The organism is Actinocorallia sp. API 0066 (assembly GCF_020991275.1).
Taxonomy (GTDB): domain Bacteria; phylum Actinomycetota; class Actinomycetes; order Streptosporangiales; family Streptosporangiaceae; genus Actinocorallia.
Genome location: NZ_JAJLQY010000001.1, coordinates 405,573 through 429,746, shown reverse-complemented (window position 1 = coordinate 429,746; position 24,174 = coordinate 405,573). Strand labels below are relative to the sequence as shown.

Here is a 24,174-nt window from a genome sequence, read left to right as displayed (position 1 = left end):
TGACGATTCGGCTCCTCTAGATCACAGTAACTCGCGAAGATCGGACATTCCACGCCAATCCGTGCGTCATCTGTCACGGGCGGGAACTGAGAGACTGCACGATATGAAGGTGAAGATCGGCATCGCCCCGGAAAAGGCCATCGACGGCGTCGGGCGGCCCACCGACGTGGGGGTCGGCCCGCTGCGCGCCAGAGTCGCCGAGGCCGTCGTACGGGGCGGCGGAGAGGTCGTCCCGCTGGCGGAGGCCGAGGGCCTGGTCTGGCTGCTCCCCGGCGGCCCTCAGCCCCTCCTGGACACCCTGGACGCCCACCCGGACATCCGCTGGGTCCAACTGCCGTGGGCCGGGGTCGAGCACTTCGGACCCGCCTTCACCCGGCCGCAGACCTTTACCTGCGCCAAGGGAAGCTTTGCCAAACAGGTGAGCGAGCACGCGCTGATGCTGATCCTCGCCTGCCTGCGAGATCTTGTCCGGCACGCCCGGACGCCCTCGTGGCTGCCCATCGACCCGCGCTCGCTCGGCGGCCGCTCGGTGACGATCCTGGGCGGGGGCGGGATCGCGACCGAACTCATCGCGCTGCTTCAGCCGTTCGGATGCCGTGTCACGGCCTTGCGTCGGTCTTCCACGCCGGTGCCCGGGGCTGATGTGACGCTTCCGCTCTCTTCGTTGCACTCGGTGCTGCCGTCTACCGAGGTGTTGGTGGTGGCGTTGGCTTTGACACCGGAGACACGGCATGTGGTGGGGGCGCCGGAGTTCGCTTTGCTGCCCGAGGGGGCGGTTCTGGTGAACGTGGCGCGAGGGGGGCACGTGGACACGGAGGCGCTTGTCGCGGCGGTGGATACCGGGAGGTTGGGAGCGGCGGGGCTGGACGTCACTTCGCCGGAGCCCTTGCCGGACGGGCATCCGTTGTGGAGCCGCGACCGGGTGCTTGTGACATCGCACTGCGCGGACTCTTCTGAGTACGTGGCGGAGATGCTCTGTGCCCGGATCGCGGAGAACGTGCGGCGGTTCGGGCTTGGCAAACCCCTGGAGGGGCTGGTGGACGCCGGGGCGGGGTACTGACGGGCTTGGGTGGGGCACGGGTCGTCAAAGGTCAGAAGTCGGGGTCGGGGCGGCGGGCCGTGCGGCGGGCGCGGTCGGCGGCGCGGCCGACGCGGCCCGGGTCGCGGGGGTCGGTGCGGTCGCGGGCCCGGTCCCGTGGGTGGTCGGGCAGCGGGCGGCGCGGCACCCGGCGGTAGTCCTCGCCCGGCAGTCGCTCGACGTCGGCGGCGTCCACCCAGGCGCGCGAGCCCCGGCACCCGTCGGGCGACGTCTCCAACCACACCAGCAGCGCCCACCACGAGCCGTCAGGACGGCGCCCCCAGGCCAGCAGATAGGCGATGCCACCGGCCCCCCGGTAGCGCACTACCGGAGGAACCGGCATCCCACACCTTCGAACATACGTCCGGTTTATCCCACAAACCGACCGAACGCCAGTTCGATCACCGTTCGGCGAGCGCGTCCTCGACCGTCTCCCGCAGGTTCAGCGACCTGTCGAGCCCCGTCAGCCGCATCGGCGACGCCACGTGCGCGGGCGCGGCGGCGAGCGCGAACGACCCGCCCTCGTTCCGCAGCCGCTGCCACACCCCGACAAAAACCGCGAGCCCCGTGCTGTCCAGGAACGTCACCTCCGCGAGGTCCACGACGACCCTGCGCGCCCCGCCCGAGATCAACCGGTCCAGCTCCTCCCGCAACCCCGGCGCCGTCGACATGTCCACCTCCCCCCGAGGCCGCACGACGACCGCCCCCTCAACCTCCCGCACCCCCACCGGAAGCTCCCTCCTCCCCTTCACCGCTCCCCCTTCCCCGGCTCCATCCACCGACTCCCCTCCGGCGCCGGCCCCTCCGGCGGCACCCCGGCCCCGTACGGCCCCCCCTGCGCGGGCCCGTACGACGGCGCGTGCGGAGCCTCGCCGCCCGGCGCGAACGGCTGCGCGGGTCCGGGGACGTGCGGGGGCGGCACGGCACCGGCTCCGCCGCCGAACGGGATCGGCGGCACCCCGGGCAGCGGCGGTCGCGCCGCCCGCACCCCGGCCCGCCACCGCGACGGCGGCACGGACGCCGCCACCAGCAGCACCCCGAACAGCAGCAGCGTCCCACCGCCGATCACCGTCACCAGCCCGGACCCGATCCGGCGCGGCGCGAAGTCGAACACCAGCGAGTACACCGCCCGCGCGTCGACGAGCCACACGACCGCGACCAGCAGGTTCAACACCCCGGGCACCAGCGACGCGAGCGGCGACACCCGAGACCCACACAACACCCCCACAACCACCCCGAGCCCCACAAGCGTCACCGCCCCACCCCAGAACTCAGGCCGAACCCCCACCCCAAGCGAGACAAGCGCCGCCCGCCGCACCTGCTCCATCCCAAAGGCCAGCCCCAGAAGCAGCGGCCCCCAGACCACCACCCCCAAAACCACCCCCAAAACCACCCCCACCCCATGCCGAGCCACCCCACTCATCCCACTCCTCCTCCTCATCACCCACAAACCCAAACCCCCACCATGCCAGCCCCCACCTCCCCCGTCGACGCCCCACCTAACCCAACCCTGACCGCCCGCACCACCCCCTCATCAACCCACACAAAAACACCCCCCGACCGCGCCCCGGCGAAAAGCGGCGCGGTCCTCGGCACCTTCACCGTCGCGCCGTCAGCCGTACAGGGCCGTTGCGTCTCCAGGTGGTAGGCGTTCTCACCCCCGGACGGGACCGTCGTTCCCGGGACACCGGGTACCTTCCCCGCACCCGAGCACCAGCCGACCGGGGGCTCCGACCGCAGCGGGCGCACCCCCTCATCCAGGTGCAGCACCCACGCGCCTTGTTCGTTGCGGATCAGGTACTCGACATCGCTGATCCTCAGCACGCCGGAACCCGAACTCTCCGCCAGCCCCTCCACCCGCCCCGCGTGCCACGACCAACGGACCGCGCCCGACCTCGGGTCGAATCCCTCCAGGGTCACGTCGAGGCCGCTCAGCTCTCCGCCCTCCGACGTCCCCTTCTTCCGGCAGCGCACCGGATGGGCGATGTCGTAGTCGACGGCTCCGCAGAACACCGTGCTGCCGGAGTCGGACCAGAGCGGGGTCCCCGACCGCACGTCGAAGCCCGCGGTCACCGTGTGATCCAGCCTCAGCACACCCGTCCCCCGGTCCAGGAAGCCCGGCCTCCCCAATTGCCCCGCGAAGACCCCTCCCTCGTCCTGGATGTGCCATCCCATGTCGGGCGTCACCTCGGTGCCGAACAGCTCCGCCGCGGGCTTCCGCCATCGGACCCGGCCGTCGACCGACACGAGCATCAGATCACCGCCTTCCCGGGACACGTAAAGGACACCGGCCGTCTCGCCGTCATCCACCCGGCCGAGCGCGCGACCATCGACCGTGGGAGACGAACTGAGCAGGCGCCCGCTCTCCGCGTCCAGCACCTCGCTGCGCGCCGACGGACCACGGAACACCGAAACGCAGATCCTCCCGGCCGCGCACAGCGAGGGCGGAGCCACGAACAGCAGCCCTTCGGAGCCGTACGTCCATCGCTGCCTACCCGTCCCGGCGTCCGCCGCGACGAGTTCCGCCATCCGTGTCGCAGGCGGCCCCACCGGACGCATGTAGTAGGCCGTCCGCTCGGTCGCCCGCATATACAGCCCGACCCCGTGCACGTTGGCCGAGGGCGTCGCGGAGTCCCGCCAACGGACCCGCCCGCTCTCCGCCTCCAGGCCCACCGCCTCAAAACCGCCAAGGCCGTCGTGCCCGTAGAGCACAAAGCCCCCGTCGACCGCCACCACGCCGCTCGCCGGTCTGACCGCGCGCGTGTCCCACGCGGGGGCGAGATCGTCGCTCGGCCAGAAGACCACCCCGGTGACGGCGATGGTCACCGATCCGGCCGCCGCGACGCCCGCGGCCACCTTCCAGCCCCCGATCTTCGCGAGGATCCCCGACTTGCCGACCACCGCCACCGCACCCGTCGCCAGGGCCGCCGTCGATCCGGCCAGCGCCCGCAGCCCGACGGCCTCCCAGTCCCGGCCGTACTCGCCCGCCGCGACCTCCTCCAGCTCCGAGACGAACTCCTCGGCGTCCGCCGATCGTTCGGCCGGATCCTTGGCCATGCCTCGCAGCGCCAAGGGGGCAAGAGCCTCGGGCAGCGCCTCCGTCGGTGGAGGCCCGGACACGTGCTGCGCGCGCAGGGCCTCGATACTCACGCCCCGGTAAGGCGGGCGTCCTGTCACGCACTCGAAGAAGACGCAGGTCGCCGCGTACAGGTCCGTCGCCGATGTGGCCGCGGCGCCCTGCCACTGCTCCGGCGCCATGTAAGCAGGTGTTCCGGAACGTCCCCCCTGGCCCCGGAGCACCGCGATCCCGAAGTCGATGAGCTTGCTGTTCCCGTCCGGCTCCACCATGACGTTCGCCGGCTTGAAGTCCCGGTGGACGATCCCCGACCGGTGCGCCGCGGCCAAGCCGAGCAGTGCGCCCTTCAGCACAACGAGTGCCGCCTCGGGGCTCAGGGCGCCGTGCGCGTCGAGAATCCGGCGCAGGGACGTCCCGTCGACGGCCTCCATGAGGATGGCCGCGCCCGCTGCCTCCTCGACGTATCCGTACAGCGTCGCCACGTGCGGATCCGTTATACGCGCCAGGACCGTCGCCTCACCACGGAAAACGGCGAGAGAAGCCGCGTCCGCCAACAGTTCCGGCGCCAGGTACTTGATCGCGACGGTCCCGTCTTCACCGTCGCGCCGCGCCAGCACCACCCGACCCTGGGCGCCCGAACCGAGTTCCGCCAGCTCGGTGAATCCGCGAAGGCGCCAGACCTCGCCCATCGGTGATCCCTCCGCGCCGGAGCATGATCAACGAATGCTTCCACACAAGTCAGGATTCCGTCCATAACACTTGCGGCACAGGGGTTACCGTGCGGTCTGACGGATTAGTAGGCTCCCGCTCGGGTCCACCCCGTGACGACGGATTGAGCAGGCGAAATGACGAATGCCCGGCTCCGCCAATTCACCAGCGGTTCAGTGCTGCTCGTCCTCGCCCTGACCATTTCCGGCTGCGGCCGAGCGGACGACCCGACCGGCAACGGGGCGTTCGCGCCGTCCGGGTCCCCGCCACCTCAGTCCCCGGTCTCCGTCGCCTCCCCCCTCACCACGCCGACGCTGGGCAAACGCCAGGTCGACAAGATCGTGCTGGCCCAGTACCGCAAGTACCAACAGCTCTACCGCAAGGCGTACGCCACGGGCAACGCCTCCGACCTCGCCGAGGTCGCGGCAGACCCCCTCCTCACGATCGTGACGGACGACGTCGAAGCCATGAACACCAAGGGCACCGTCCTCCGCTTCACCAACGTACTCAACCCCAAGGTGATCAGCCGGGCGGTGGACTTCACGTCGGTCGTGGTCCGCGACTGCGTCCGCACCATCGCCGCCCACACCTTCGACGCGAAGACCGGCAAGAAGCTGAAGAGCGTCCCGGGCACCACCTTCGACTATCAGGCCCGCTTCCGGTTCGACGGGACCACCTGGAAGATCACAGAAGCACGGAGAGGCAAGCCATGCTGACCCCCCACGGACAGCCCCGTCCCAGAAGACGCCTACCCGCAGCCATCCTGGTCACCGTCCTGGTCGCCATCGGACTCGTCGCCGCTCCCTCCCCCGCTCTCGCCGGCTGCATCACCATCACCGTCAACGGCCAACCCCAGGTCGTCTGCGCCGCCGACGGCGAAACCCCCGGCAACGGCGGCGGCGGAAACGGCCCAGGCAACGGCCCGGGCGGCGGAGGCGGCGGAAACGGCGGCGGCCCAGGCAACGGCCCGGCGAACTGTGGCGGCGTAGGCGGCGGGTGCTTCGGTGATGGCGACAATGTCCCACCACCCCCTGCCATCGTGCCCACAGGACCATTGGTAGACGCTGCACTTGACGCCGCCCAGTTCCTCATCCCGGTGATCCACTACGCTCCGGAAGACGAAACCTATGTCCGTTTGAAAACGGCTTTCTGGATCGACCAGGAGCAGTTCGAGGTAGTCGTTTCCCAAGCATCTGTTGGCGGCCCGGGAACCGGAATAGCACCACAGACCGTTACAGCCACCGCGACCCCGAAACTTGTCCTCTGGAATCTCGTCGAAGATGAGGTTCAGTGCCCTGGCCCCGGAAAGGTCAAGGGTGTCGGTCCCGGAGTCGAATGTGAATATTCCTACAAGCAAGGGTCCGCGAACCAGCCCGGTGGCACCTATACGATCTCGGCCACAGTTGTCTATGAGGTCGCCTGGGTATGTGCCCCAGCTCCCAACTGCACCGACCTGGGCGACGACCTCGCAGACGTCGAAGTCACCGGAGAGGCAGAACTGACCGTGGACGAGATACAGAGCGAAGCAAGCAATGGAGATTGAGTGCACCGAGCATTCACACGAAAATTTGCCATAACTGCCACAATAGTTACTCTTGCCGCATCCAGCGTAGCCGCCTGCGGTAACAGCCAGGAAAAACCTTCAAAAAATCTGGGCGCACCCTCAGGCCAGCCCACCGAGCCGCCGCCAACATACACAGCAAAACAAGTTCAGGGTTTGCTGATCAACGCCAAACACATTGGTCCAAAATGGAAGACCACCGATGTCCAAATCGATGCACTAAAGAAAGGAAAGGTCCTATCATGCTCAATTTCTGAGGTTGCCCTCAAGGGCAGTCCGGAACTTGTAATTGACGAGTTTGGCGCACCCAACTATCTGTTCACCGGCGCAAATTTTGCCCGCCTTATCGCAGTTTATGACGATCCCCCAACTGCCGCCAGCAGCTTCAACGAACTATACAAGAAGCTAGCCGAGTGCCCAGCAAAACAAAATGTTCCGGCCACAGAGCGCAAAGATGTGAATCCAACCAAAGATAAGGAATACTACTTCCCCCATAAGGATACGTGGAAGTTGACCGAAGGGGAGACTTCTGGCTGGCGGCATGTGCGGGCGGTAGAGGAAGCCGTAACTTCGCCCAGCATCAGCAGGATTAACCTTCGGGTGCTTGTGCTGGATTATGCGTTGCGGGGGAACGTTATTTTCACGTCCTACTACTGGCAGCGGTTGGAGCCGGACAAGAAGTCGAAGCCGCTTGAAGACAAAGCTACGGAGTTGTTGGGGGAGCAGTTGCGGAGGTTTGGTTAGGGGTGGGGGGTGGGGCCGGTTAGTAGGCGGACGGCCCAGCGTTTGGTGGGGTCGGGGTCTAGGAGGAGGGCTCGGACCATGAGGGTTAGGGGGACGGCTAGGAGGGCGCCCAAAGGGCCTAGGACGGAGGTCCAGACTATTAGGGAGAGCATGGTCAGGGTTACGGAGAGACCTACGGCGGTGCTTAGGAACTTGGGGAGGAGGAGGGATTGGGTGATGAAATTGATGACTATGTAGGCGGCTACTACTGCCAAGGCTTTGGCTGGGCCGGAGATTAGGAGGGTCAAGAGGGCGGGGGGGATCAGGGCTAGGAGGAAGCCCAGGGTGGGGATGTAGTTGGCTATGAAGGCCAGGAGGCCCCAGAGCCAGGGGAGGGGGACGCCCAGGAGGTAGAGGACTCCTACGTCCAGGAGGGCCATGAGGGCGCCGAAGATGGTGGAGACCTTGAGGTAGCTGTAGGTGTCGCGGACGGCGCCGCGGAGAGCGCGGACGAGTTCGGGTTTGGCGGGTTCCAGGGCGGTGAGTTCACGGCCCAGGGCGTTGGCGTCCAGGGACATCGCCACCAGGAGCGTCACCAGGAGGACACCGGCGGAACCGACGCTCAGGAGGCCGTTCAGGGCCGTCTGGAGGTAGGGGACGAGGTTCGCCGGGTCGAGTTTGCTGAGGCGGGACCACAGGTCGGACGTGTCGACACCGAGGTGGCCGAGCCAGGCGACGCCCCGGTTCAGCAGGTCGACGAACTGCTGGGAGTGGGCGGGCAGCAGCGAGATCAATTGGGTGATGGCCAGGGAGATGGCCACGCCCATAAAGACGAGGAAGACCAGGACGACGAGGAGCGGGACGACAAAGAGCACCCAGTCGGGGGCGCCGAGACGGCTCAGCCAGGCGCGCAGGGGTTGGACGGCGATGGTGAGCAGGAGTGCCAGGACGGCGGGGCCGACCCAGCCGGAGGCGTTCTGGAGGAAGGTGAGGACGATGGCCGATGCGGCGAGCCCCAGCAGCACCAGCAGTCCGGGCGCGAGTGGGCGGGCACGGTCCATACGGTGAGGCTTTCCGGCCGTATGGACCGTGTCAATCACCACGTGCCGAGCGTCAGTCCTTCTTGGTGCGGTTATTGCCCCCGCGGCCGCGCAGCTCCACGCCCGACTCGACGAGCAGCTTGTGGATGAAGCCGTACGAGCGCCCCAGCTCGGCGGCGAGTGCCCGTATGCTGCGCCCTGCCGCGTACTGCTGGACGGCGATGCGGGCGAGTTCCTCTCTCTGGTCGCCGGAGATCCGGCGGCCCTTCGACGTTCCCTGCTCGGTCATCGTCTCTTTCCTCTCTCCGGTGACGGCACGATAACCAGCGGTTGATCACGTCCAGGCCACAAGATCGACGCATTACGCGCTCACGGGAGGTCACCGGGCTGCAGGGCGGGCGCCGTCAGGCCGGGAAGGGCGGGCAGGGGTGGTGGAACGACGGGTATCGCACTGCCTGTCGGGTTCACCGAGGGCGTCGCGGGTGGGGTCGCTTTACGGACGTCGCCTTGCGCGGCTGTAGGCACGGGCGCCAAGGGCAGGGTGGCGGGGGCGGAGGGGGCGGCGGGAGGCGGGGCCTTCTCGGGTCCGCCTCCCCCGCATGCCGTGAGCGGCGCGCACAGCAGCACGCCGATCACCATGAGTCGCTTCATGTACACATGGTGCGATCACCGTGGTGCGTCCCGCAGCTCACATGCCGCCCCGGTATAGCCGGGGCACCGCCGTCTCCAGCGCGGTGTCGTAGGGCAGTGGGAGCGGGTCGCCCAGGACCGCCTCGTGACGCTGCTGGTAGTCGCCTTCGCACGGGATGTCGTACAGGACGGCGGAGGCGCGCTCCAGGTCCAGCAGGACGTAGCAGGACACTCCGGCGGTGGCGTAGAAGGACCGCTTCAGGGTGCGGTCGTCGGCGGCGTCGGGGGCGGCGGCCACCTCGACGGCGAGGGCGAGGTCGGAGCCGAGCACGACCTCGCCCTGCCAGGCGGATCCGGCCCGGACGCACACGATGTCGGGCCGCACGTAGGCGCCGCCGCCGGGCATGAGCACGGTGGCGTCGCGCCGGACGGCCCATTCGCGTTCCTTGGCGAGCGGCGCGAGTCTGTCGGCGAGCGCCTCGACGGCTCTGTCGTGCGCGCGCGACGCGGCTCCGGCTATGACGATCTCCGCGTTGTACTGCTCGACCCGGACGGAGGCGGGCAGCTCCCCGGTGAGGCGCGCGGCGAGCCAGCGGGCGTTCCAGCCGCCGTCGATCCGGACCCTGCCGTCGGCGAGCCGGGCGGTGCGGCCCTTGGGCAGCCGCAGTTCCCGGTGGACGCCCTCGGCGGTGGGCGCGGTGGGCGGTCGGCGCAGCAGGCCCCGGGGCTCCCGGCGGAGAAGCGAGTGCAACACCATGCCGGTCACTTTACGTCGCGGAGCGATGACAAAAGGTGCTCTTCTCGCCGCCGCCTGGGATTCGATACCGTGCCGGACGTGACGAACGAGATCAACACAGCCGAGTACAAGGCCACCTTCGACCTCATCGACGCCGACGGCGACGGCTACATCGACGTCGCCGAGCTGGGCGGCCTCATGCGGGCGCTCGGTAAGGAGGCGGGCACCGCGCGGGTGGTGGAGGTCATGGTGGCGGCCGACGTCTCCAAGGACGGCAGGATCACGCTGGGCGAGTTCGCCGCGTTCCTGCAGAAGGCGAACCTCTAGGGCGCGAGGACGTCCCGGTCGGCGACGACGATGCCGTCGGCGTCGCTGTAGAGCCAGGAGCCGGGTTTGAACTCGACGCCGCCGAAGCCGACGGTGACGTCGGTCTCGCCCGCGGCGTCCTTGGCGCTCTTGCGCGGGTTGGCGCCGAGCGCCTTGACGCCGAGCGCGAGGGTGCCGAGGGTGACGCTGTCGCGGATGGCGCCGTTGATGACGAGGCCGGCCCATCCGTTGTCGACGGCCGCCTTGGCGATGAGGTCGCCGCACAGGGCGGAGGCGAGGGAGCCGCCTCCGTCGACGACTAGGACGCGGCCTTCGCCGGGCGAGTTCAGCGTCTTCTTGACGAGCCCGTTGTCGCGGAAGCAGCGGATCGTTGTGATCTGTCCGGAGAAGGTGGACTTGCCCCCGTACTGCCGGAACTGTGTCTCGCAGCTCTGGAGTTCGGCGTCGAAGTCATCGATGAGGTCGGCCGTCGCGAAGGTCATGGCCGCATCGTAAGCCGTGGCCACCGGGGGGTTACCCGCGGGTACCTCAGTGCTCGGCGAGGGCCCGCTCGACCCGCTCCAGCGCCCAGTCCAGCTCCTCCCGGGTGATCGACAGGGGCGGCGCGAGCCGGATCGTCGTCTCGTGGGTCTCCTTGGCCAGGACGCCGAGTTCCATGAGCCGTTCGGAGACGGGCCGTGCCTTCCGGTCCAGGTGCAGACCCGCCCAGAGGCCGCGTCCCGAGACGTAGGAGACGCCCGGGAACCCGGCGAGCCGCTCGTGCATGTACGCCCCGAGTTCGGCGGAGTTCTTCTGGTACGTCCCCTCCTTGAGGATCGTGACGACCTCGCGCCCGATCGCGCAGGCCAGCGGGTTGCCGCCGAACGTGGAACCGTGCTGGCCGGGCTTGAACACGCCCAGGACGTCCTGGTCGGCCACAACCGCGGAGACGGGCATGATCCCGCCGCCGAGGGCCTTACCGAGGATGTAGACGTCCGGGACGACGCCCTCGTGGTCGGCGGCGAACGTGGTGCCGGCCCGGCCGAGGCCCGCCTGGATCTCGTCGTCGATCATGAGCACGTTCGCCTCGGTGCACAGCTCGCGCACCGCCCGCAGGAACCCGGGCGGCGGCACGTTCACGCCCGCCTCGCCCTGGATCGGCTCGATGAGGACGGCGACCGTGGACCCGTCGACGGCGGCCCGCAGCGCGTCGATGTCCCCGTAAGGCACGGTGCGGAAGCCGGGCGTGTAAGGGCCGTAGTGCTCATGCGCCTCGGGGTCGTCGGAGAAGGAGATGATCGTCGTGGTGCGGCCGTGGAAGTTGCCGGCGAACACGATGACGTTGGCCTGCCCGGCGGGCACGCCCTTGACCTCGTAGCCCCACTTGCGCGCCGTCTTGATGGCCGTCTCGACGCCCTCGGCGCCGGAGTTCATCGGCAGCATCATGTCCTTGCGGCACAGCGCCGTCAGCTCCGCCGCGAACGGGCCGAACTGGTCGTGGTCGAACGCGCGGCTGACCAGGGTGACGCGGTCGAGCTGCTCCTTGGCGCGGGCGACGAGCCGCGGGTTGCGGTGCCCGAAGTTCACCGCCGAATAGGCGGAGAGCATGTCCAGGAAACGGCGTCCGTCGGCGTCGTGGACCCAGACGCCCTCGGCGGTGGCGATCACGACCGGCAGGGGATGATAGGTGTGCGCGGCGTGCTCGTCGGACAGGGTGCGCAGTTCGGCGGAGACGGTCATGCACCTCAGGTTAGGCTCGCGGTGGAGACCACTCCAATGCGGATTGTGCACCCGGAACGGCAATTCATTGCAAATTGACGATATCGACCGGCGCATCCTTGCGTCACTCATCGAGAACGCCCGCGCCTCCTACGCGGAGATCGGCGCTCGGGTGGGGCTGTCCGCGCCCGCGGTGAAGCGCAGGGTGGACAGGCTGCGGGCCGACGGCGCGATCACCGGGTACCGCGCCCAGGTCAGCCCGGCCGCGCTCGGCTGGACGACCGAGGCGTTCGTGGAGATCTTCTGCGCGGGCGGCACGTCGGCGGCGCAGATCAGGGCGAGCGTGAGCCGCCATCCCGAGGCCGTCGCCTGCTACACCGTCAGCGGCGAGCCGGACGCGCTGGTGCACCTGCGCGCGCGCGACATCACCCACCTGGAGCGGACGTTGGAGCGGCTGCGGGCCGACCGGATGATCGTGCAGACGAAGACGTCGATCGTGCTGTCGAGGCTGATCGACTCGCTGTAGGCGGCGTCAGCGGGGGTGGAGCGTCCGGTAGGCGCCGCCCGCGTACAGCAGCGGCTCCCCCTCGGCCGGGGCGCTGACGGCGAGCACCTCGCCTAGGACGATGCTGTGGTCGCCCCCGTCGTGGACGGCGTGGGTCCGGCACTCCAGGGCGCCGATGGCCGCGTCCAGGATGGGCGCGCCCGTCACCGCGCCGGGGTGGTGCGCCCAAGGGTCGAGCTGCCCCTCCAGGGGCCTCCCCCGCGTCGCGAACCACGCGGAGGCGTCCTGGGAGCCTTCACCGAGGATGGAGACGGCCCAGGTGTCCTGTGCCAGGACGGTGTCGTGGAAGCGCGCCTTCTTCTCCGCGCAGAACAGCACGAGGAGGGGGTCGAGGGAGACCGACGTGAAGGCGCTCATGGTCATCGCGTGCGGCACCCCGTCGGCGACCGTCGTGACGACGGTGACGCCGGTGGGGAAGCGGCCGACGACCCTGCGGAACTCAGCGGGGTCTGGTGGGGGCGTCATACGGCAGTCCGGTGAGGAAGGAGGCGTTCGCGGGGGTGAGGAGGACGGCGGCGAGAGCGGCGACGACACCTCCGAACAGGAAGAGCAGCCCGCCCGTGCTGTTGGTGACGATCACGTCGCCCTCGGGGCGGGAGACCGACAGCGCGCCGGTGGTGACGACCCAGGCGACGGCGGGCACGAGCGCCCCCGTCCGCGCGCCCGAGGCCCAGCCCGCGCCCCGCACGGCGAGGAACGTGAAGGCCACTACCAGGAGGCACACCAGGATCGACCGGTTGTACTGGAAGGCCCCGATCAGCCCTACGAGGGCTCCGCCGACCGCCAGCAGCCCGTACAGCGCGCCCTTCGCGGCGCCTCCCCTACCGTCCACGGTCGTTCAGGCTATCCCGCCGAAAAGGTCGTGCTCGCGCCCGTCCGGGCCGAGCGGGCCCATCGGCCCGGCCAGCAGCGTGTAGTACTCGACGCCGAACGCCTGCTGGCCGACGTTGTCCGAGAGCGCGAAGTGCGAGCCCGCCACGGTGATCTGGGTGCGGTGCGCGGCCAACGCGGTGAGCTTGCGCGGCAGGTAGGCGCGGGCGTCGATGGCGGTGGTGACCTGGTCGTCGGGGACGCCGTAGGCGACCTCGTCGACGGAGGCGGGGCCGCGGAAGGGCCCGCCCGCCTGGAGCACCGCGACGGAGCGGGCGATCACCGAGCGGGGCATCGCCGTCGCGTAGAACTTCGCGACCTCCCAGTCGGTGCCCTTGGCGTTGTCGAAGGCGCGCCTGGCCACCCGGTGGGCCTGGATGTGGTCGGGGTGGCCGTAGTAGCCGTTGTCGTCGTAGGTGACCATGACCTGCGGCCTGACCTCCCGGACGACCTCCTCCAGCTGGGCGGCGGCCTCGTCGGGGTCGGCCTGCCAGAACGCCTCGGACCGCTCGTTGGACGGCACCCCGGCCATGCCGGAGTCGCGCCAGCGGCCGGGCCCGCCGAGGTACCTGTGGTCGGTGACGCCGAGGGCGTCCATCGCGGCGTCCAGCTCGCTGATCCGGTACGCGCCCAGCTCGTCCCTGCGGTCGGCGGCGAGGTCGGCCAGCTCGGGCGGGATGACCTCGCCCTCCTCGCCGAGGGTGCAGGTGACGAGGGTGACATGGGCTCCTTCCGCCGCATACCGGGCCATGGTCGCACCCGTCCCGATCGACTCGTCGTCGGGATGGGCGTGCACGAACAGGATGCGACGGTCGCTCATGCCAAGCAGGGTAACCATCCCCGGACCCCGCGCGGCCCACCAGGGGCCGTGCCGACCCTCACATCCAGGTGACGATCTCCGTGCGCCGACGGTGAGGTGACGGGGTGTCGCGCGGAAAATCGTTGGCGTGTTCGCGGGGTGTCTGCCTACGGTCGGGGGATGCGCGAGCTGCCGATCGACGATCCGGGCGAACCACCCGAAGGGGGGCCGTGGCGCTTCCTCGCGTGGATGGCCGCGCGGCACGCCCCGGCGCTGGCCGCGGTGACGGTGTGGAGCCTGTGCGGCATGGTCGCCCAGGCCCTGATGCCCGCCGCGCTCGGCCGGGCGATCGACGAGGGCGTCACCGCGCGGGAGGGCGGTGAGCTGCTCCGATGGGCGGCCGTGCTGCTCGGGCTCGGCGTGCTGCTGGCGGTGGCCCGGCTGCTGGAGCACCGCGCCTCGGTCGCGGCGTGGCTGGGCGTCGCCTACCGGACGGTCCAGCTCGTCGCCAGGCAGGCCGGGCGGCTCGGCGACACGCTGGCGCGGCGGATCAGCGCGGGCGAGGTCCTGGCCGTCGGCACCAACGACGTGACGCGGATCGGCGACCTCTCCGAGGTGGCGGGCCGCGCGGTCGGCTCGGCCCTGTCGATCGTCGTCGTCACCGTGGTGCTGCTGGGCATCGACGTGCGGCTCGGCCTGGTCCTGCTGGTCGGGGTGCCGCTGGTGCTGGCGCTGAGCGGGCCGCTGCTGGCCCCGATCCACCGCCGTCAGAGCGAGCGCCGCGACCTCACCGGCACGATGACGGCGACGGCCTCCGACATCGTCGCCGGGCTGCGGGTGCTGCGCGGCATCGGCGGCGAGGAGCTGTTCGAACGGCGGTTCCGGGCGGAGTCGCAGCGGGTGCGCGGGGCCGGGACGCGGGCGGGCCGGGCCGAGTCGTGGCTGAACGCGGCGGCGCTGCTGTTCCCCGGCCTGCTGCTGACGCTCGTCACCTGGATGGGCGCCCGCTATGCCGCCTCAGGGCAGATCACCGTGGGCCAGCTCGTGACGTGTTACGGGTACGCGGCCTTCCTCGTCACCCCGCTGTGGGTGCTCGGCGAGGCGGCCAGCGCGCTCACCAAGGGCCATGTGGCGGCCCGGCGGGTCAGCCACGTCCTGGGCATGACGCCCGACCATCCCGGCGCCGGCACCCTCCCGCCGACCGGGGGCGAGCTGGCCGACGAGGGCTCGGGCCTGCGCGTCCGGCCCGGCGTGCTGACCGCGGTGGTGGCCGGGCCGGAGGCGGGCCCGCTCGCCGACCGGATCACCGGCTACACCGACGACGGCGGCGTCTGCTACGGCGGGGTGCCTCTGCCGGAGTTGGCGGGCCTGAGACGCCGCGTCCTGCTCACGACCAACGAGGACACCCTCTTCACCGGGCCGCTGGCGGCCGAACTCCTCCCCGGCGACGACGCCGCGCGCAGGGCCGCCGCCGTCAGGGCCGCGTGCGCGGAGGACGTCGTGGCCGAGGCGGGCGGCCTCGACCGGGGGCGGGTGGCCGAAGCCGGCCGTGAGTTCTCCGGCGGCCAGCGGCAGCGGCTCAGGCTGGCCCGCGCCCTGGCGGCGGAACCCGAGGTGCTGGTGCTCGTCGAACCCACCAGCGCGGTGGACGCGCACACCGAGGCCCGCATCGCCGGGAGGCTCGCCGCGCACCGGGCGGGCCGCACCACCGTGGTGTTCACGTCGAGCCCGCTGGTGCTCGCCGAGGCCGACCACGTGGTGCACGTGCGGGGCGGCAAGGTCGTCGCCGAAGGCGGGCACACCGAACTGCTGGCCGAGGCCCCCGACTACCGGGCCGCCGTCACGAGGGGACGGGAATGAAGCTGCCTGTAGCGAGAGGAGCGCAGGTCAAGGCTTACGCGCGCAGGCTCGTGCTGCGCTATCCGGGGCCGCTGGCGCGGACGGTGGCGCTGCACGCGCTCGCCACCGCGTCCGGGCTGACGGTGCCGTGGCTGTTCGCCCAGCTCGTCGCCGATCCGGGGCGGCGGATCGACGCCGTCGCCGCCGCCATCGCCGCGTTCGTCGTGCTCCAGGCGCTGCTGACGCGCGCCGCGTTCGCCGCGTCGGCGGCGCTGGGCGAGCGGGTGCTCGCCGACCTGCGCGAGGAGTTCGTGGCGCGGGCGCTGCGGCTGCCGCTGTCCACGGTCGAGCGGGCCGGGACGGGCGACCTGCTCGCCCGCTCCTCCCGTGACGTGGACCTGCTGGAGGAGGCGGTGCGCGACGCCGTCCCGCAGGTGCTCGTCTCCGCCGTCACCGTGCTGTTCACCGGGGTGGCGCTCGCGCTCACCGCGCCGCCGCTGCTGCTGCCGGTGCTCGCGGTGGTGCCGCTGCTGTGGCTGTCCACCCGCTGGTACCTGCGGCGCGCCCTGCGCGGCTACCTCACCGAGGAGGAGCGGTTCGCCCAGCTCCTCGACGGGTTCACCGAGACCGTCACCGGCGCCAGGACCGTCGCGGCGCTCGGCCGCGAGGAGCAGCGGGCGCGGGCCGCCGACGACGCCATCCGGGCGAGCTGGACCGCCGAGAAGTACACGCTGGGGCTGCGCCAGCGCTGGTACCCCGTGCTCGAACTCAGCTACGCGCTGCCCGTCGTCGGCACCCTGCTGTTCGGCGGGTTCCTCTACCTGGACGGGCACGCCTCCCTCGCCCAGGTGACGGCGGCGACGCTGTACGTGCAGCAACTCGGGTATCCGCTGAGCGTCCTCCTGATGCGGCTCGACGAGTTCCAACTGGGGGCCGCCTCCCTGGCCCGTCTCCTGGGCGTCGCGGACGTGCCGCCGGATCGCTCCCCCACCGGCGCCGAACCCTCCGACGCCCGGCTTTCGGCCCGCGAGGTGCGCTACGCCTACGCCGACCGCGACGTGCTGCACGGGGTGGACCTCGACCTGCGGCCCGGCGAGACCCTCGCCGTCGTCGGGCCGTCCGGCGCGGGCAAGTCCACGCTGGGCAGGCTGCTCGCGGGCATCGACGGGCCGCGCGCGGGCCGGGTGACGCTCGGCGAGGTCCCGCTGACGGACCTCCCCCTGGACACGCTGCGGCACCGGATAGCGCTCGTCACCCAGGAGCACCACGTCTTCCGGACGACGCTGCGGGAGAACCTCACGCTCGTCCGGGACGCCCCCGACGAAGAGCTGCGCGCCGCCCTCGACGTCGTCGGGTGGGCGGGCCCCGGCCTCGACGAGGTCGTCGGCTCCGGCGGGCACACGCTGTCCCCCGCCCAGGCCCAGCAGGTGGCGCTGGCCCGACTCGTCCTGGCCGACCCGCACACCCTCGTCCTGGACGAGGCGACGTCCCTGCTCGACCCGGGCGCGGCCCGCGCCCTGGAACGCTCGCTCGGCGCCGTCCTGCGCGGCCGGACGGTCGTGGCGATCGCGCACCGGCTGCACACCGCGCACGACGCGGACCGCGTCGCCGTCGTCGAGGACGGCCGCGTCACCGAACTCGGCACCCACGACGAGCTCGTCGCCCGCGGCGGCTCCTACGCCGACCTCTGGTCCACCTGGACCCGCTGAGGCGGGCGTCGGGCGTCAGGTGAGGTGGCGGACGCCGGGCGGGAGCGAGCCGTCGCGGGCGGCCTCCGAAAGGTAGGACTCCAAGGTCTCGCGGAAGGCGCGGGCCGCGTGGGTGGGGGCGACGTCCTTGCGGTGCGCGATGGCGATCGTGCGCTCCAGGCCCGGCGTCCCGTTCTGGGTGGGCGTGAGCGGGACGCCGCGCAGGCCCGGCCGGCCCGCCAGCACCATGCTGGGCACCACCGCGATGCCCAGGCCCGCCTCGACGAACCGCAGCACCGCGTCCATCTCGCCGCCCTCCACCGCGTAGCGCGGCTCGAACCCGGCCTCGCGGCAGGCGGCGATCGTGGAGTCGCGCAGGTCGTAGCCGACCCGGAACATGACGAGGTCGCGGCCCTGGAGATCCTCGACGGTCATGGACGGGCGGCGCGGCCGCTGCTCCGACGGCATCGCGACGACGAGGTGCTCGCGCAGGATCGGCGTCGTCACCAGCGGCGTGTCGTCGGCCAGAGGCAGGATCACCAGGGCGAGGTCGAGCAGGCCGCGCGTCAGGTCGCGGACGAGATCACGTGAGCCGCCCTCCTCGACGGTCAGGTCGATGCCGGGGTAGGCGTCGTGGAAGCGGCGCAGCGCGTCGGCGAGCAGCCCCGCGCACAGCGACGGGGTCGCGCCCAGCCGCACCCGGCCGCGCACCAGCCCGGCCAGCTCCCGCACCTCAAGGCGGGCGGTGTCCACGTCGGCGAGGATGCGCTTGGCCAGCGGCAGCAGCACGTCACCGGCCGGGGTCAGCGTGATGTTGCCGCGCGCCCGGCTGAACAGCGGCGCGCCCAGCTCCTTCTCCAGCGCCCGGATCTGCTTGGACAGCGAAGGCTGGGCGACGCCGAGCGACTCGGCCGCCTGCGTGAAGTGGCGGATCTCCGCCACCGCGACGAAGTAGGCCAGCTGCTGCAACTGCACACCGGCCATTGTCCCGCACGCCTTTCCGGCGGCGCCGCCGCCCGCGCCGGAGCCGGAACCCGGACTGTCGGCGGCGACGCTTAGGCTTGGGGCCATGACGACGAGCTTTCCGCGACAGAGCGCCAGGACCCGGCGGTTCACCCTTGGCGCGCCCAGGGGTGTGACGGTCTCCCCGGACGGCTCGTCCGTGATCTTCCTGCGGAGCAAGAGCGGCGCCGACCCCGTCACCTGCCTGTGGCGGCTCGATCCGGCCACCGGCGCCGAGCGGCTGCTCGCCGATCCGGTCGCGCTGGACATCGACGAGCGCGACCTGCCCGCCGAGGAGCGGGCCAGACGCGAGCGGGCCAGGGAGTCGGCGGGCGGCATCGTCGCCTACAGCACCGACGAGGCGGTGCGGACCGCCGCTTTTACGCTCGGCGGCCAGCTGTTCGTCGCGGACCTGGCCACCGGCGCGGTACGCCAGCTCCCGGCTGAGACTCCCGTGTTCGGCCCCCGGCTGGACCCGAAGGGCGCCCGCGTCGCCTACGTGAGCGGCAGGTCCCTGCACGTCATCGACGTGGCGTCGGGCGCGGACACCGTGGTGGCGCGGTCGGAGAGCGAGCAGGTCTCCTACGGGCTCGCGGAGTTCATCGCGGCCGAGGAGATGGGCCGGATGCGCGGCTTCTGGTGGTCGCCGCGCGGCGACGCCCTGCTCGTCGCCCGGGTGGACGAGACCCCGGTGCTGCGCTGGCACATCGCCGACCCGGCGCATCCGGAGCGGCCCGCCCAGAAGGTCGCCTACCCGGCCGCCGGGACGCCCAACGCGATCGTGTCGCTCACCATCGTCACGGCCGAGGGCGAGAAGAAGGCGTCGGTCTCCTGGGACCGCGGCATGTACCCGTACCTCGTCACCGCCCTGTGGGACGGGCGCGGTCCGCTCATCGTGGTGCAGACCCGCGACCAGCGCAGCCTGCGCGTGCTCGGCGTCGACCCGCTGAACGGCGAGACGAGGATGGCGCACAACGCGCACGACGCGGCGTGGCTGGAGATCGTCGCGGGGGTGCCCGCGCGCACCGGCTCCGGCGCGCTCGTCTGGACGCTGGACGACGACGGCACCCGGCGGCTCACCGTCGGCGGCGAGCCGGTCACGCCGCCCGGCCTCCAGGTGCGGGCCGTCCTCGATGTCACCGGCTCCTCGGTGCTGTTCACGGCGTCGGAGGAGCCCACCGAGATCCACGTGTGGGAGTACACGCCCGAGGGCCTGACCCGGCTCACCGAGGGCTCGGGCGTGTTCGGCGCGGTGCGGGGCGGCGGCACCGTCGTGCTGTCCGGCACCACGCTGGAGGCGACGCGCTCGCGGACCTGGGTGCACGGCACCGACGTCACCGTGGCCAACCACGCCGAGACCCCGGTGATCACCCCGAAGGTCGAGCTGTTCGCGGCGGGCGACCGCGCGATCCGGACGGCGGTGCTGCTGCCGAGCGGGTTCGACCCGGCGTCCGGGGAGCGGCTGCCCGTCCTCGTGGACCCGTACGGCGGGCCGGGCGCGCAGCGGGTGCTGGCGGCGGGCCGTGCCTTCTGCGAGGCCCAGTACCTCGCCGACCAGGGGTTCGCGGTCATCGTCGCGGACAACCGGGGCACGCCGGGGCGCGGCCCCGGCTGGGAGCGCGCCATCGCCGGCGACTTCTGCGACGTCGTGCTGGCGGACCAGATCGCGGCGCTGCACGCGGCCGCCGAGCGGTATCCGCTGGACCTCTCGCGGGTCGCGATCCGCGGCTGGTCGTTCGGCGGGTTCCTCGCCGCGCTGGCCGTGCTGCGCCGTCCCGACGTGTTCCACGCCGCCGTCGCGGGCGCGCCGGTCACCGACTGGACGCTCTACGACACCCACTACACCGAGCGCTACCTGGGCGACCCGGGCGAGGAGCCTGACGTCTACAAGGCCAACTCCCTGATCGACGACGCCCCGGCCCTGGAGCGTCCGCTGATGCTCATCCACGGCCTCGGCGACGACAACGTGGTGGCCGCGCACACCCTGCGGCTGTCCAGCGCCCTGCTGGCCGCGGGCCGCCCGCACACCGTGCTCCCGCTGTCCGGCGTCACCCACATGACGCCCCAGGAGATCGTCGCCGAGAACCTGCTCCACCTCCAGGTCGCCTTCCTCAGGGAGTCCCTGCCGCCCGCGCCGTGACACTACGCGTCGTAGTACTACGCAGTGTAGAGTGATCGGAAGGTTCCCCCGTGACCTGTGAGTTCCGTCACCGGCCGGAAGATCACGAGGGTCCAAAGTCCCGCTGGGCAAGGGACCATAGCTTCAGGCTATGGAAACCAGATGTTCGATGACTTGGACGAACCGTTGCCGGATTTGTACGGTTCCCGACCGTGGCTATCGCGTCGATCCCCTCCCTCTACCGCTCGACGGTAGGCAAAAAAGCGATCATGGCCGTCACCGGCGTGCTCATGGTCCTCTGGCTCATCGGACACATGGTCGGGAACCTGAAGATCTTCTTCGGGCTCGAAGAGTTCAACGGCTACGCCGCCTGGCTGCGCACGCTCGGGGCGCCCGCACTCCACGAGGGCTGGTTCCTGTGGGTCATGCGGTTCGGGCTGCTCGCCGCCGTCGTCCTGCACTTCAGCACCGCCGCCGAACTGACCGTCCGCGCCAAGCGCGCGCGGCCCGTCAAGTACCAGCACCGCGCCAAGGTGAACGGCTCCTACGCCGCGCGCACCATGCGCTGGGGCGGCGTCATCATCCTGCTGTTCATCGTCTGGCACATCCTCGACCTCACCGTCGGCACCGTGAACCCGCACGGCGTGCACGGCGAGGCGTACCAGAACGTCGTCGCGGGCTTCGCCCCCGACCGCTGGTACATCACGCTCTTCTACGTGCTGGCCGTCGTCTCGCTGGGCTTCCACCTGCGGCACGGCCTCGTGAGCGCCGTCCAGACGCTCGGCCTGAAGAACCCCCGACAGGACAAGGCGCTGAACGTCATCGCCACCGGTTTCGCCGCGCTGATCACCGTCGGCTTCCTGATCGTTCCGATTTCCGTGACCCTGGGGGTGGTCGACTAATGACCGAGACGCCTGACCTTTCCGAGTTCTACCGGTCCGGTGCGCCGATCGCCGACGCCAAGGCCCCGAACGACCTGCCGGTCGAACGCCGCTGGACCCAGCGCAAGTTCGACGTCAAGCTGGTCAACCCCGCCAACAAGCGGAAGAAGACGGTGATCGTCGTCGGCACCGGCCTCGCCGGCGGCTCCGCGGGCGCCACCCTGGGCGAACTCGGCTACAAGGTGATCCAGTTCTGCTTCCAGGACTCGCCGCGCCGCGCCCACTCCATCGCCGCGCAGGGCGGCATCAACGCCGCCAAGAACTACCGCAACGACGGCGACTCGGTGCACCGGCTGTTCTACGACACCGTCAAGGGCGGCGACTTCCGCGCCCGCGAGTCCAACGTGCACCGCCTCGCCGAGGTCTCCACCCAGATCATCGACCAGTGCGTCGCGCAGGGCGTCCCGTTCGCCCGCGAGTACGGCGGCCTGCTCGACAACCGCTCCTTCGGCGGCGCGCAGGTCTCCCGGACGTTCTACGCCCGCGGCCAGACGGGCCAGCAGCTCCTGCTCGGCGCCTACCAGGCGCTGATGCGGCAGGTCGACGCGGGCAACGTCGAACTGCACCCGCGGCACGAGATGCTCGACCTGATCATGCACGAGGGCAAGGCGCGCGGCGTCGTCGTGCGGAACCTCGTCAACGGCGAGATCAAGTCCTACACCGCGGACGTCGTGGTGCTCGCGACCGGCGGCTACGGCAACGTCTACTTCCTGTCGACGAACGCCATGGGCTCCAACGTCACCGCCGCGTGGCGCGCGCACAAGCACGGCGCGTACTTCGCGAACCCGTGCTACACGCAGATCCACCCGACCTGCATCCCGGTCTCCGGCGACCACCAGTCGAAGCTGACCCTGATGTCGGAGTCGCTGCGCAACGACGGCCGCGTGTGGGTGCCCAAGCAGGCGGGCGACGCCCGCAAGGCCGCCGACATCCCCGAGGACGAGCGCGACTACTACCTGGAGCGCATCTACCCGGCGTTCGGCAACCTCGTGCCGCGCGACATCGCCTCGCGCGCCGCCAAGAACGTCTGCGACGAGGGCCGGGGCGTCGGCCCCGGCGGCCTCGGCGTCTACCTGGACTTCTCCGACGCCATCGAGCGGCTCGGCCTCAAGGCCGTCGAAGCCAAGTACGACAACCTCTTCCAGATGTACGAGCGCATCACGGGCGAGAACCCGTACGAGCAGCCGATGCGCATCTACCCGGCCGTGCACTACACCATGGGCGGTCTGTGGGTGGACTACGACCTGGAGTCCACCGTCCCCGGCCTGTTCGTGCTCGGCGAGGCCAACTTCTCCGACCACGGCGCCAACCGGCTCGGCGCGTCCGCGCTGATGCAGGGCCTGGCCGACGGGTACTTCGTCATCCCGCAGACGGTCGGCGACTACCTGGCCCGGAACCCGGCGACCTCCGTCCCGGACGAGACCGTCCAGGCGGCCGTGGACGGCGTCCAGGCGCAGGTCGACAAGCTGCTGTCCATCAAGGGCAGCCGCACCGTCGACTCCTACCACCGCGAACTCGGCCACATCATGTGGGAGTACTGCGGCATGGAGCGGACCGACGAGGGCCTGCGCAAGGCCATCGGCCTCATCCGCGAGCTGCGCGCCGACTTCTGGAAGAACGTCACCGTCCCCGGCTCCGGCGACGACCTGAACCAGTCGCTGGAGAAGGCGGGCCGCGTCGCGGACTTCCTCGAACTCGGCGAACTCATGTGCGTCGACGCGCTGCACCGCACCGAGTCGTGCGGCGGCCACTTCCGGGCCGAGTCCCAGGACGAGGACGGCGAGGCCAAGCGCGACGACGAGAACTTCTCCTACGCCGCGGCGTGGGAGTGGACGGGCGGGGACGTCCCCGTCCTCCACAAGGAGGATCTCGTCTTCGAGTACGTCAAGCCGAGCACCCGGTCCTACAAGTAAGAGGCGCGCAACCCCATGAAGCTGAAGCTCCGCATCTGGCGTCAGAAGAACGCGGCTGACAAGGGCCGGATGGTCACCTACGAGGTCGACGACATCTCCGAGGACGCGTCGTTCCTGGAGATGCTCGACGTGCTCAACGAGCGCCTCGCCGTCGAGGGCGAGGAGCCGGTCGCGTTCGACCACGACTGCCGCGAGGGCATCTGCGGCATGTGTTCGCTGGTCATCAACGGCCAGCCGCACGGCCCCGAGCGCAACACCACGACGTGCCAGCTGCACATGCGCAAGTTCAAGGACGGCGAGACGATCGACATCGAGCCGTGGCGGGCCAAGGCGTTCCCGGTCGTCAAGGACCTGGTCGTGGACCGCGGCGCGTTCGACAAGATCATCGAGGCGGGCGGCTACATCTCCGCGTCGACCGGCACCGCGCCCGACGCGCACGCCACCCCGGTGCCCAAGGCCGACGCGGACAAGGCGTTCGTCGCGGCCGAGTGCATCGGCTGCGGCGCCTGCGTGGCGGCCTGCCCGAACGGCTCGGCCGCGCTGTTCATGTCCGCGAAGATCTCGCACCTGGGCCTGCTCCCGCAGGGCCAGCCCGAGCGGGACGACCGCGTCGTCAACATGGTGCGGACCCACGACGACCTCGACTTCGGCGGCTGCACCAACACCGGCGAGTGCACCGTGGCCTGCCCCAAGGGCATCCCGCTGGAGTTCATCGGCCGGATGAACAAGGACTGGCTGAGCGCCTCCGGCAAGTAGGGCTCTCCGGCCCGTCCAGGGCGTCAGGGCGTCCGGCCTTCGGGTCGGGCGCCCTTTTGTCACTTCTGTTGAGCTTTGTGGCTTCTGTCGCGGCCGTACCGTTAA

At 70.8% G+C, this 24,174-nt stretch carries 26 protein-coding genes; 12 read left to right on the top strand and 14 right to left on the bottom strand.

Annotated features, from left to right (window positions below; genetic code table 11):
• The first annotated feature begins 103 nt into the window (after window positions 1-103).
• Window positions 104-1,060, top strand: coding sequence for a D-isomer specific 2-hydroxyacid dehydrogenase family protein (locus LO762_RS01945; RefSeq protein ID WP_230611917.1), 957 nt, complete (start codon window positions 104-106; stop codon window positions 1,058-1,060).
• Window positions 1,061-1,091: 31 nt separating this feature from the next.
• On the opposite strand, the gene LO762_RS01940 is transcribed toward LO762_RS01945, so the two are convergent.
• The 4 genes from LO762_RS01940 to LO762_RS01925 all read right to left on the bottom strand — a co-directional run bounded on the left by LO762_RS01940 (window position 1,092) and on the right by LO762_RS01925 (window position 4,843).
• A complete protein-coding gene (locus LO762_RS01940; RefSeq protein WP_230611916.1) occupies window positions 1,092-1,421 on the bottom strand; it encodes a hypothetical protein in 330 nt (109 codons plus the stop codon).
• 58 nt (window positions 1,422-1,479) lie between these two features.
• Window positions 1,480-1,800, bottom strand: coding sequence for an STAS domain-containing protein (locus LO762_RS33310; RefSeq protein WP_308103320.1), 321 nt, complete (start codon window positions 1,798-1,800; stop codon window positions 1,480-1,482).
• 26 nt (window positions 1,801-1,826) lie between these two features.
• Complete coding sequence (locus tag LO762_RS33305; protein ID WP_230611914.1) at window positions 1,827-2,282, bottom strand: hypothetical protein; 456 nt, start codon at window positions 2,280-2,282, stop codon at window positions 1,827-1,829.
• A 236-nt stretch (window positions 2,283-2,518) separates the two neighbouring features.
• On the bottom strand, window positions 2,519-4,843 hold the full coding sequence (locus LO762_RS01925) for a protein kinase (protein ID WP_230611913.1): 2,325 nt from the start codon (window positions 4,841-4,843) through the stop codon (window positions 2,519-2,521).
• A gap of 156 nt (window positions 4,844-4,999) precedes the next feature.
• On the opposite strand from LO762_RS01925, the gene LO762_RS01920 reads away from it, so the two are divergent.
• The 3 genes from LO762_RS01920 to LO762_RS01910 are packed head-to-tail and all read left to right on the top strand — an operon-like array spanning window position 5,000 to window position 7,167.
• Window positions 5,000-5,578 (top strand): hypothetical protein, encoded by a 579-nt coding sequence (locus LO762_RS01920; protein ID WP_230611912.1) that lies wholly within the window; start codon window positions 5,000-5,002, stop codon window positions 5,576-5,578.
• Window positions 5,572-6,405, top strand: coding sequence for a hypothetical protein (locus LO762_RS01915; RefSeq protein ID WP_230611911.1), 834 nt, complete (start codon window positions 5,572-5,574; stop codon window positions 6,403-6,405). The genes LO762_RS01920 and LO762_RS01915 overlap by 7 nt, the downstream gene beginning before the upstream one ends.
• Entirely contained in the window at window positions 6,406-7,167 is a 762-nt protein-coding gene (locus LO762_RS01910) for a hypothetical protein (RefSeq protein ID WP_230611910.1), read from the top strand.
• Here LO762_RS01910 and LO762_RS01905 read toward each other — a convergent pair.
• The 4 genes from LO762_RS01905 to LO762_RS01890 form a co-directional block, all read right to left on the bottom strand.
• Window positions 7,164-8,207 carry an AI-2E family transporter gene (locus tag LO762_RS01905; protein ID WP_230611909.1) on the bottom strand — a complete coding sequence of 348 codons (1,044 nt, stop codon included), beginning with the start codon at window positions 8,205-8,207 and terminating at the stop codon, window positions 7,164-7,166. The genes LO762_RS01910 and LO762_RS01905 overlap by 4 nt on opposite strands.
• Before the next feature lie 52 nt (window positions 8,208-8,259).
• Window positions 8,260-8,475 (bottom strand): helix-turn-helix domain-containing protein, encoded by a 216-nt coding sequence (locus tag LO762_RS01900; RefSeq protein ID WP_230611908.1) that lies wholly within the window; start codon window positions 8,473-8,475, stop codon window positions 8,260-8,262.
• Window positions 8,476-8,555: 80 nt separating this feature from the next.
• Window positions 8,556-8,837, bottom strand: coding sequence for a hypothetical protein (locus LO762_RS01895; protein ID WP_230611907.1), 282 nt, complete (start codon window positions 8,835-8,837; stop codon window positions 8,556-8,558).
• 37 nt (window positions 8,838-8,874) lie between these two features.
• Complete coding sequence (locus LO762_RS01890; protein WP_230611905.1) at window positions 8,875-9,573, bottom strand: Uma2 family endonuclease; 699 nt, start codon at window positions 9,571-9,573, stop codon at window positions 8,875-8,877.
• Window positions 9,574-9,651: 78 nt separating this feature from the next.
• On the opposite strand from LO762_RS01890, the gene LO762_RS01885 reads away from it, so the two are divergent.
• The gene (locus LO762_RS01885; protein WP_230611903.1) at window positions 9,652-9,879 is read left to right on the top strand and encodes an EF-hand domain-containing protein; all 228 of its coding nucleotides are present in this window, start codon (window positions 9,652-9,654) and stop codon (window positions 9,877-9,879) included.
• Here LO762_RS01885 and rraA read toward each other — a convergent pair.
• Together rraA and rocD are read right to left on the bottom strand one after the other, a co-directional pair.
• Window positions 9,876-10,361, bottom strand: a complete 486-nt coding sequence (rraA, locus tag LO762_RS01880) for a ribonuclease E activity regulator RraA (protein WP_230611901.1) — start codon at window positions 10,359-10,361, stop codon at window positions 9,876-9,878. The genes LO762_RS01885 and rraA overlap by 4 nt on opposite strands.
• 46 nt (window positions 10,362-10,407) lie before the next feature.
• Window positions 10,408-11,598, bottom strand: a complete 1,191-nt coding sequence (rocD, locus tag LO762_RS01875; RefSeq protein ID WP_230611899.1) for an ornithine--oxo-acid transaminase — start codon at window positions 11,596-11,598, stop codon at window positions 10,408-10,410.
• A gap of 67 nt (window positions 11,599-11,665) precedes the next feature.
• On the opposite strand from rocD, the gene LO762_RS01870 reads away from it, so the two are divergent.
• Window positions 11,666-12,103, top strand: a complete 438-nt coding sequence (locus tag LO762_RS01870) for an Lrp/AsnC family transcriptional regulator (RefSeq protein ID WP_230611897.1) — start codon at window positions 11,666-11,668, stop codon at window positions 12,101-12,103.
• 6 nt (window positions 12,104-12,109) lie between these two features.
• Here LO762_RS01870 and LO762_RS01865 read toward each other — a convergent pair whose 3' ends face one another.
• The 3 genes from LO762_RS01865 to mshB are packed head-to-tail and all read right to left on the bottom strand — an operon-like array spanning window position 12,110 to window position 13,832.
• Window positions 12,110-12,607, bottom strand: a complete 498-nt coding sequence (locus LO762_RS01865) for a flavin reductase family protein (RefSeq protein ID WP_230611895.1) — start codon at window positions 12,605-12,607, stop codon at window positions 12,110-12,112.
• Complete coding sequence (locus LO762_RS01860) at window positions 12,582-12,974, bottom strand: DUF6113 family protein (RefSeq protein WP_230611893.1); 393 nt, start codon at window positions 12,972-12,974, stop codon at window positions 12,582-12,584. The genes LO762_RS01865 and LO762_RS01860 overlap by 26 nt, the downstream gene beginning before the upstream one ends.
• Before the next feature lie 6 nt (window positions 12,975-12,980).
• Entirely contained in the window at window positions 12,981-13,832 is an 852-nt protein-coding gene (gene mshB, locus LO762_RS01855) for an N-acetyl-1-D-myo-inositol-2-amino-2-deoxy-alpha-D-glucopyranoside deacetylase (protein WP_230611891.1), read from the bottom strand.
• A gap of 159 nt (window positions 13,833-13,991) precedes the next feature.
• Between mshB and LO762_RS01850 the strand changes: the two genes are divergently transcribed.
• On the top strand, window positions 13,992-15,671 hold the full coding sequence (locus LO762_RS01850) for an ABC transporter ATP-binding protein (RefSeq protein ID WP_230611889.1): 1,680 nt from the start codon (window positions 13,992-13,994) through the stop codon (window positions 15,669-15,671).
• Window positions 15,668-17,359, top strand: coding sequence for an ABC transporter ATP-binding protein (locus LO762_RS01845; protein WP_230611887.1), 1,692 nt, complete (start codon window positions 15,668-15,670; stop codon window positions 17,357-17,359). The genes LO762_RS01850 and LO762_RS01845 overlap by 4 nt, the downstream gene beginning before the upstream one ends.
• Before the next feature lie 15 nt (window positions 17,360-17,374).
• Here LO762_RS01845 and LO762_RS01840 read toward each other — a convergent pair whose 3' ends face one another.
• Entirely contained in the window at window positions 17,375-18,313 is a 939-nt protein-coding gene (locus LO762_RS01840) for a LysR family transcriptional regulator (protein ID WP_230611885.1), read from the bottom strand.
• Window positions 18,314-18,407: 94 nt separating this feature from the next.
• Here LO762_RS01840 and LO762_RS01835 point away from each other — a divergent pair, with 94 nt between their 5' ends.
• From LO762_RS01835 to LO762_RS01820, 4 genes are all read left to right on the top strand, one after another.
• Window positions 18,408-20,480, top strand: a complete 2,073-nt coding sequence (locus tag LO762_RS01835; protein WP_230611883.1) for a S9 family peptidase — start codon at window positions 18,408-18,410, stop codon at window positions 20,478-20,480.
• Between the two features lie 191 nt (window positions 20,481-20,671).
• On the top strand, window positions 20,672-21,361 hold the full coding sequence (locus LO762_RS01830) for a succinate dehydrogenase cytochrome b subunit (protein WP_308103179.1): 690 nt from the start codon (window positions 20,672-20,674) through the stop codon (window positions 21,359-21,361).
• The gene (locus LO762_RS01825; RefSeq protein ID WP_230611881.1) at window positions 21,361-23,313 is read left to right on the top strand and encodes a fumarate reductase/succinate dehydrogenase flavoprotein subunit; all 1,953 of its coding nucleotides are present in this window, start codon (window positions 21,361-21,363) and stop codon (window positions 23,311-23,313) included. The genes LO762_RS01830 and LO762_RS01825 overlap by 1 nt, the downstream gene beginning before the upstream one ends.
• A 15-nt stretch (window positions 23,314-23,328) precedes the next feature.
• Complete coding sequence (locus LO762_RS01820; protein ID WP_230611879.1) at window positions 23,329-24,069, top strand: succinate dehydrogenase/fumarate reductase iron-sulfur subunit; 741 nt, start codon at window positions 23,329-23,331, stop codon at window positions 24,067-24,069.
• Window positions 24,070-24,174 lie beyond the last annotated feature (105 nt).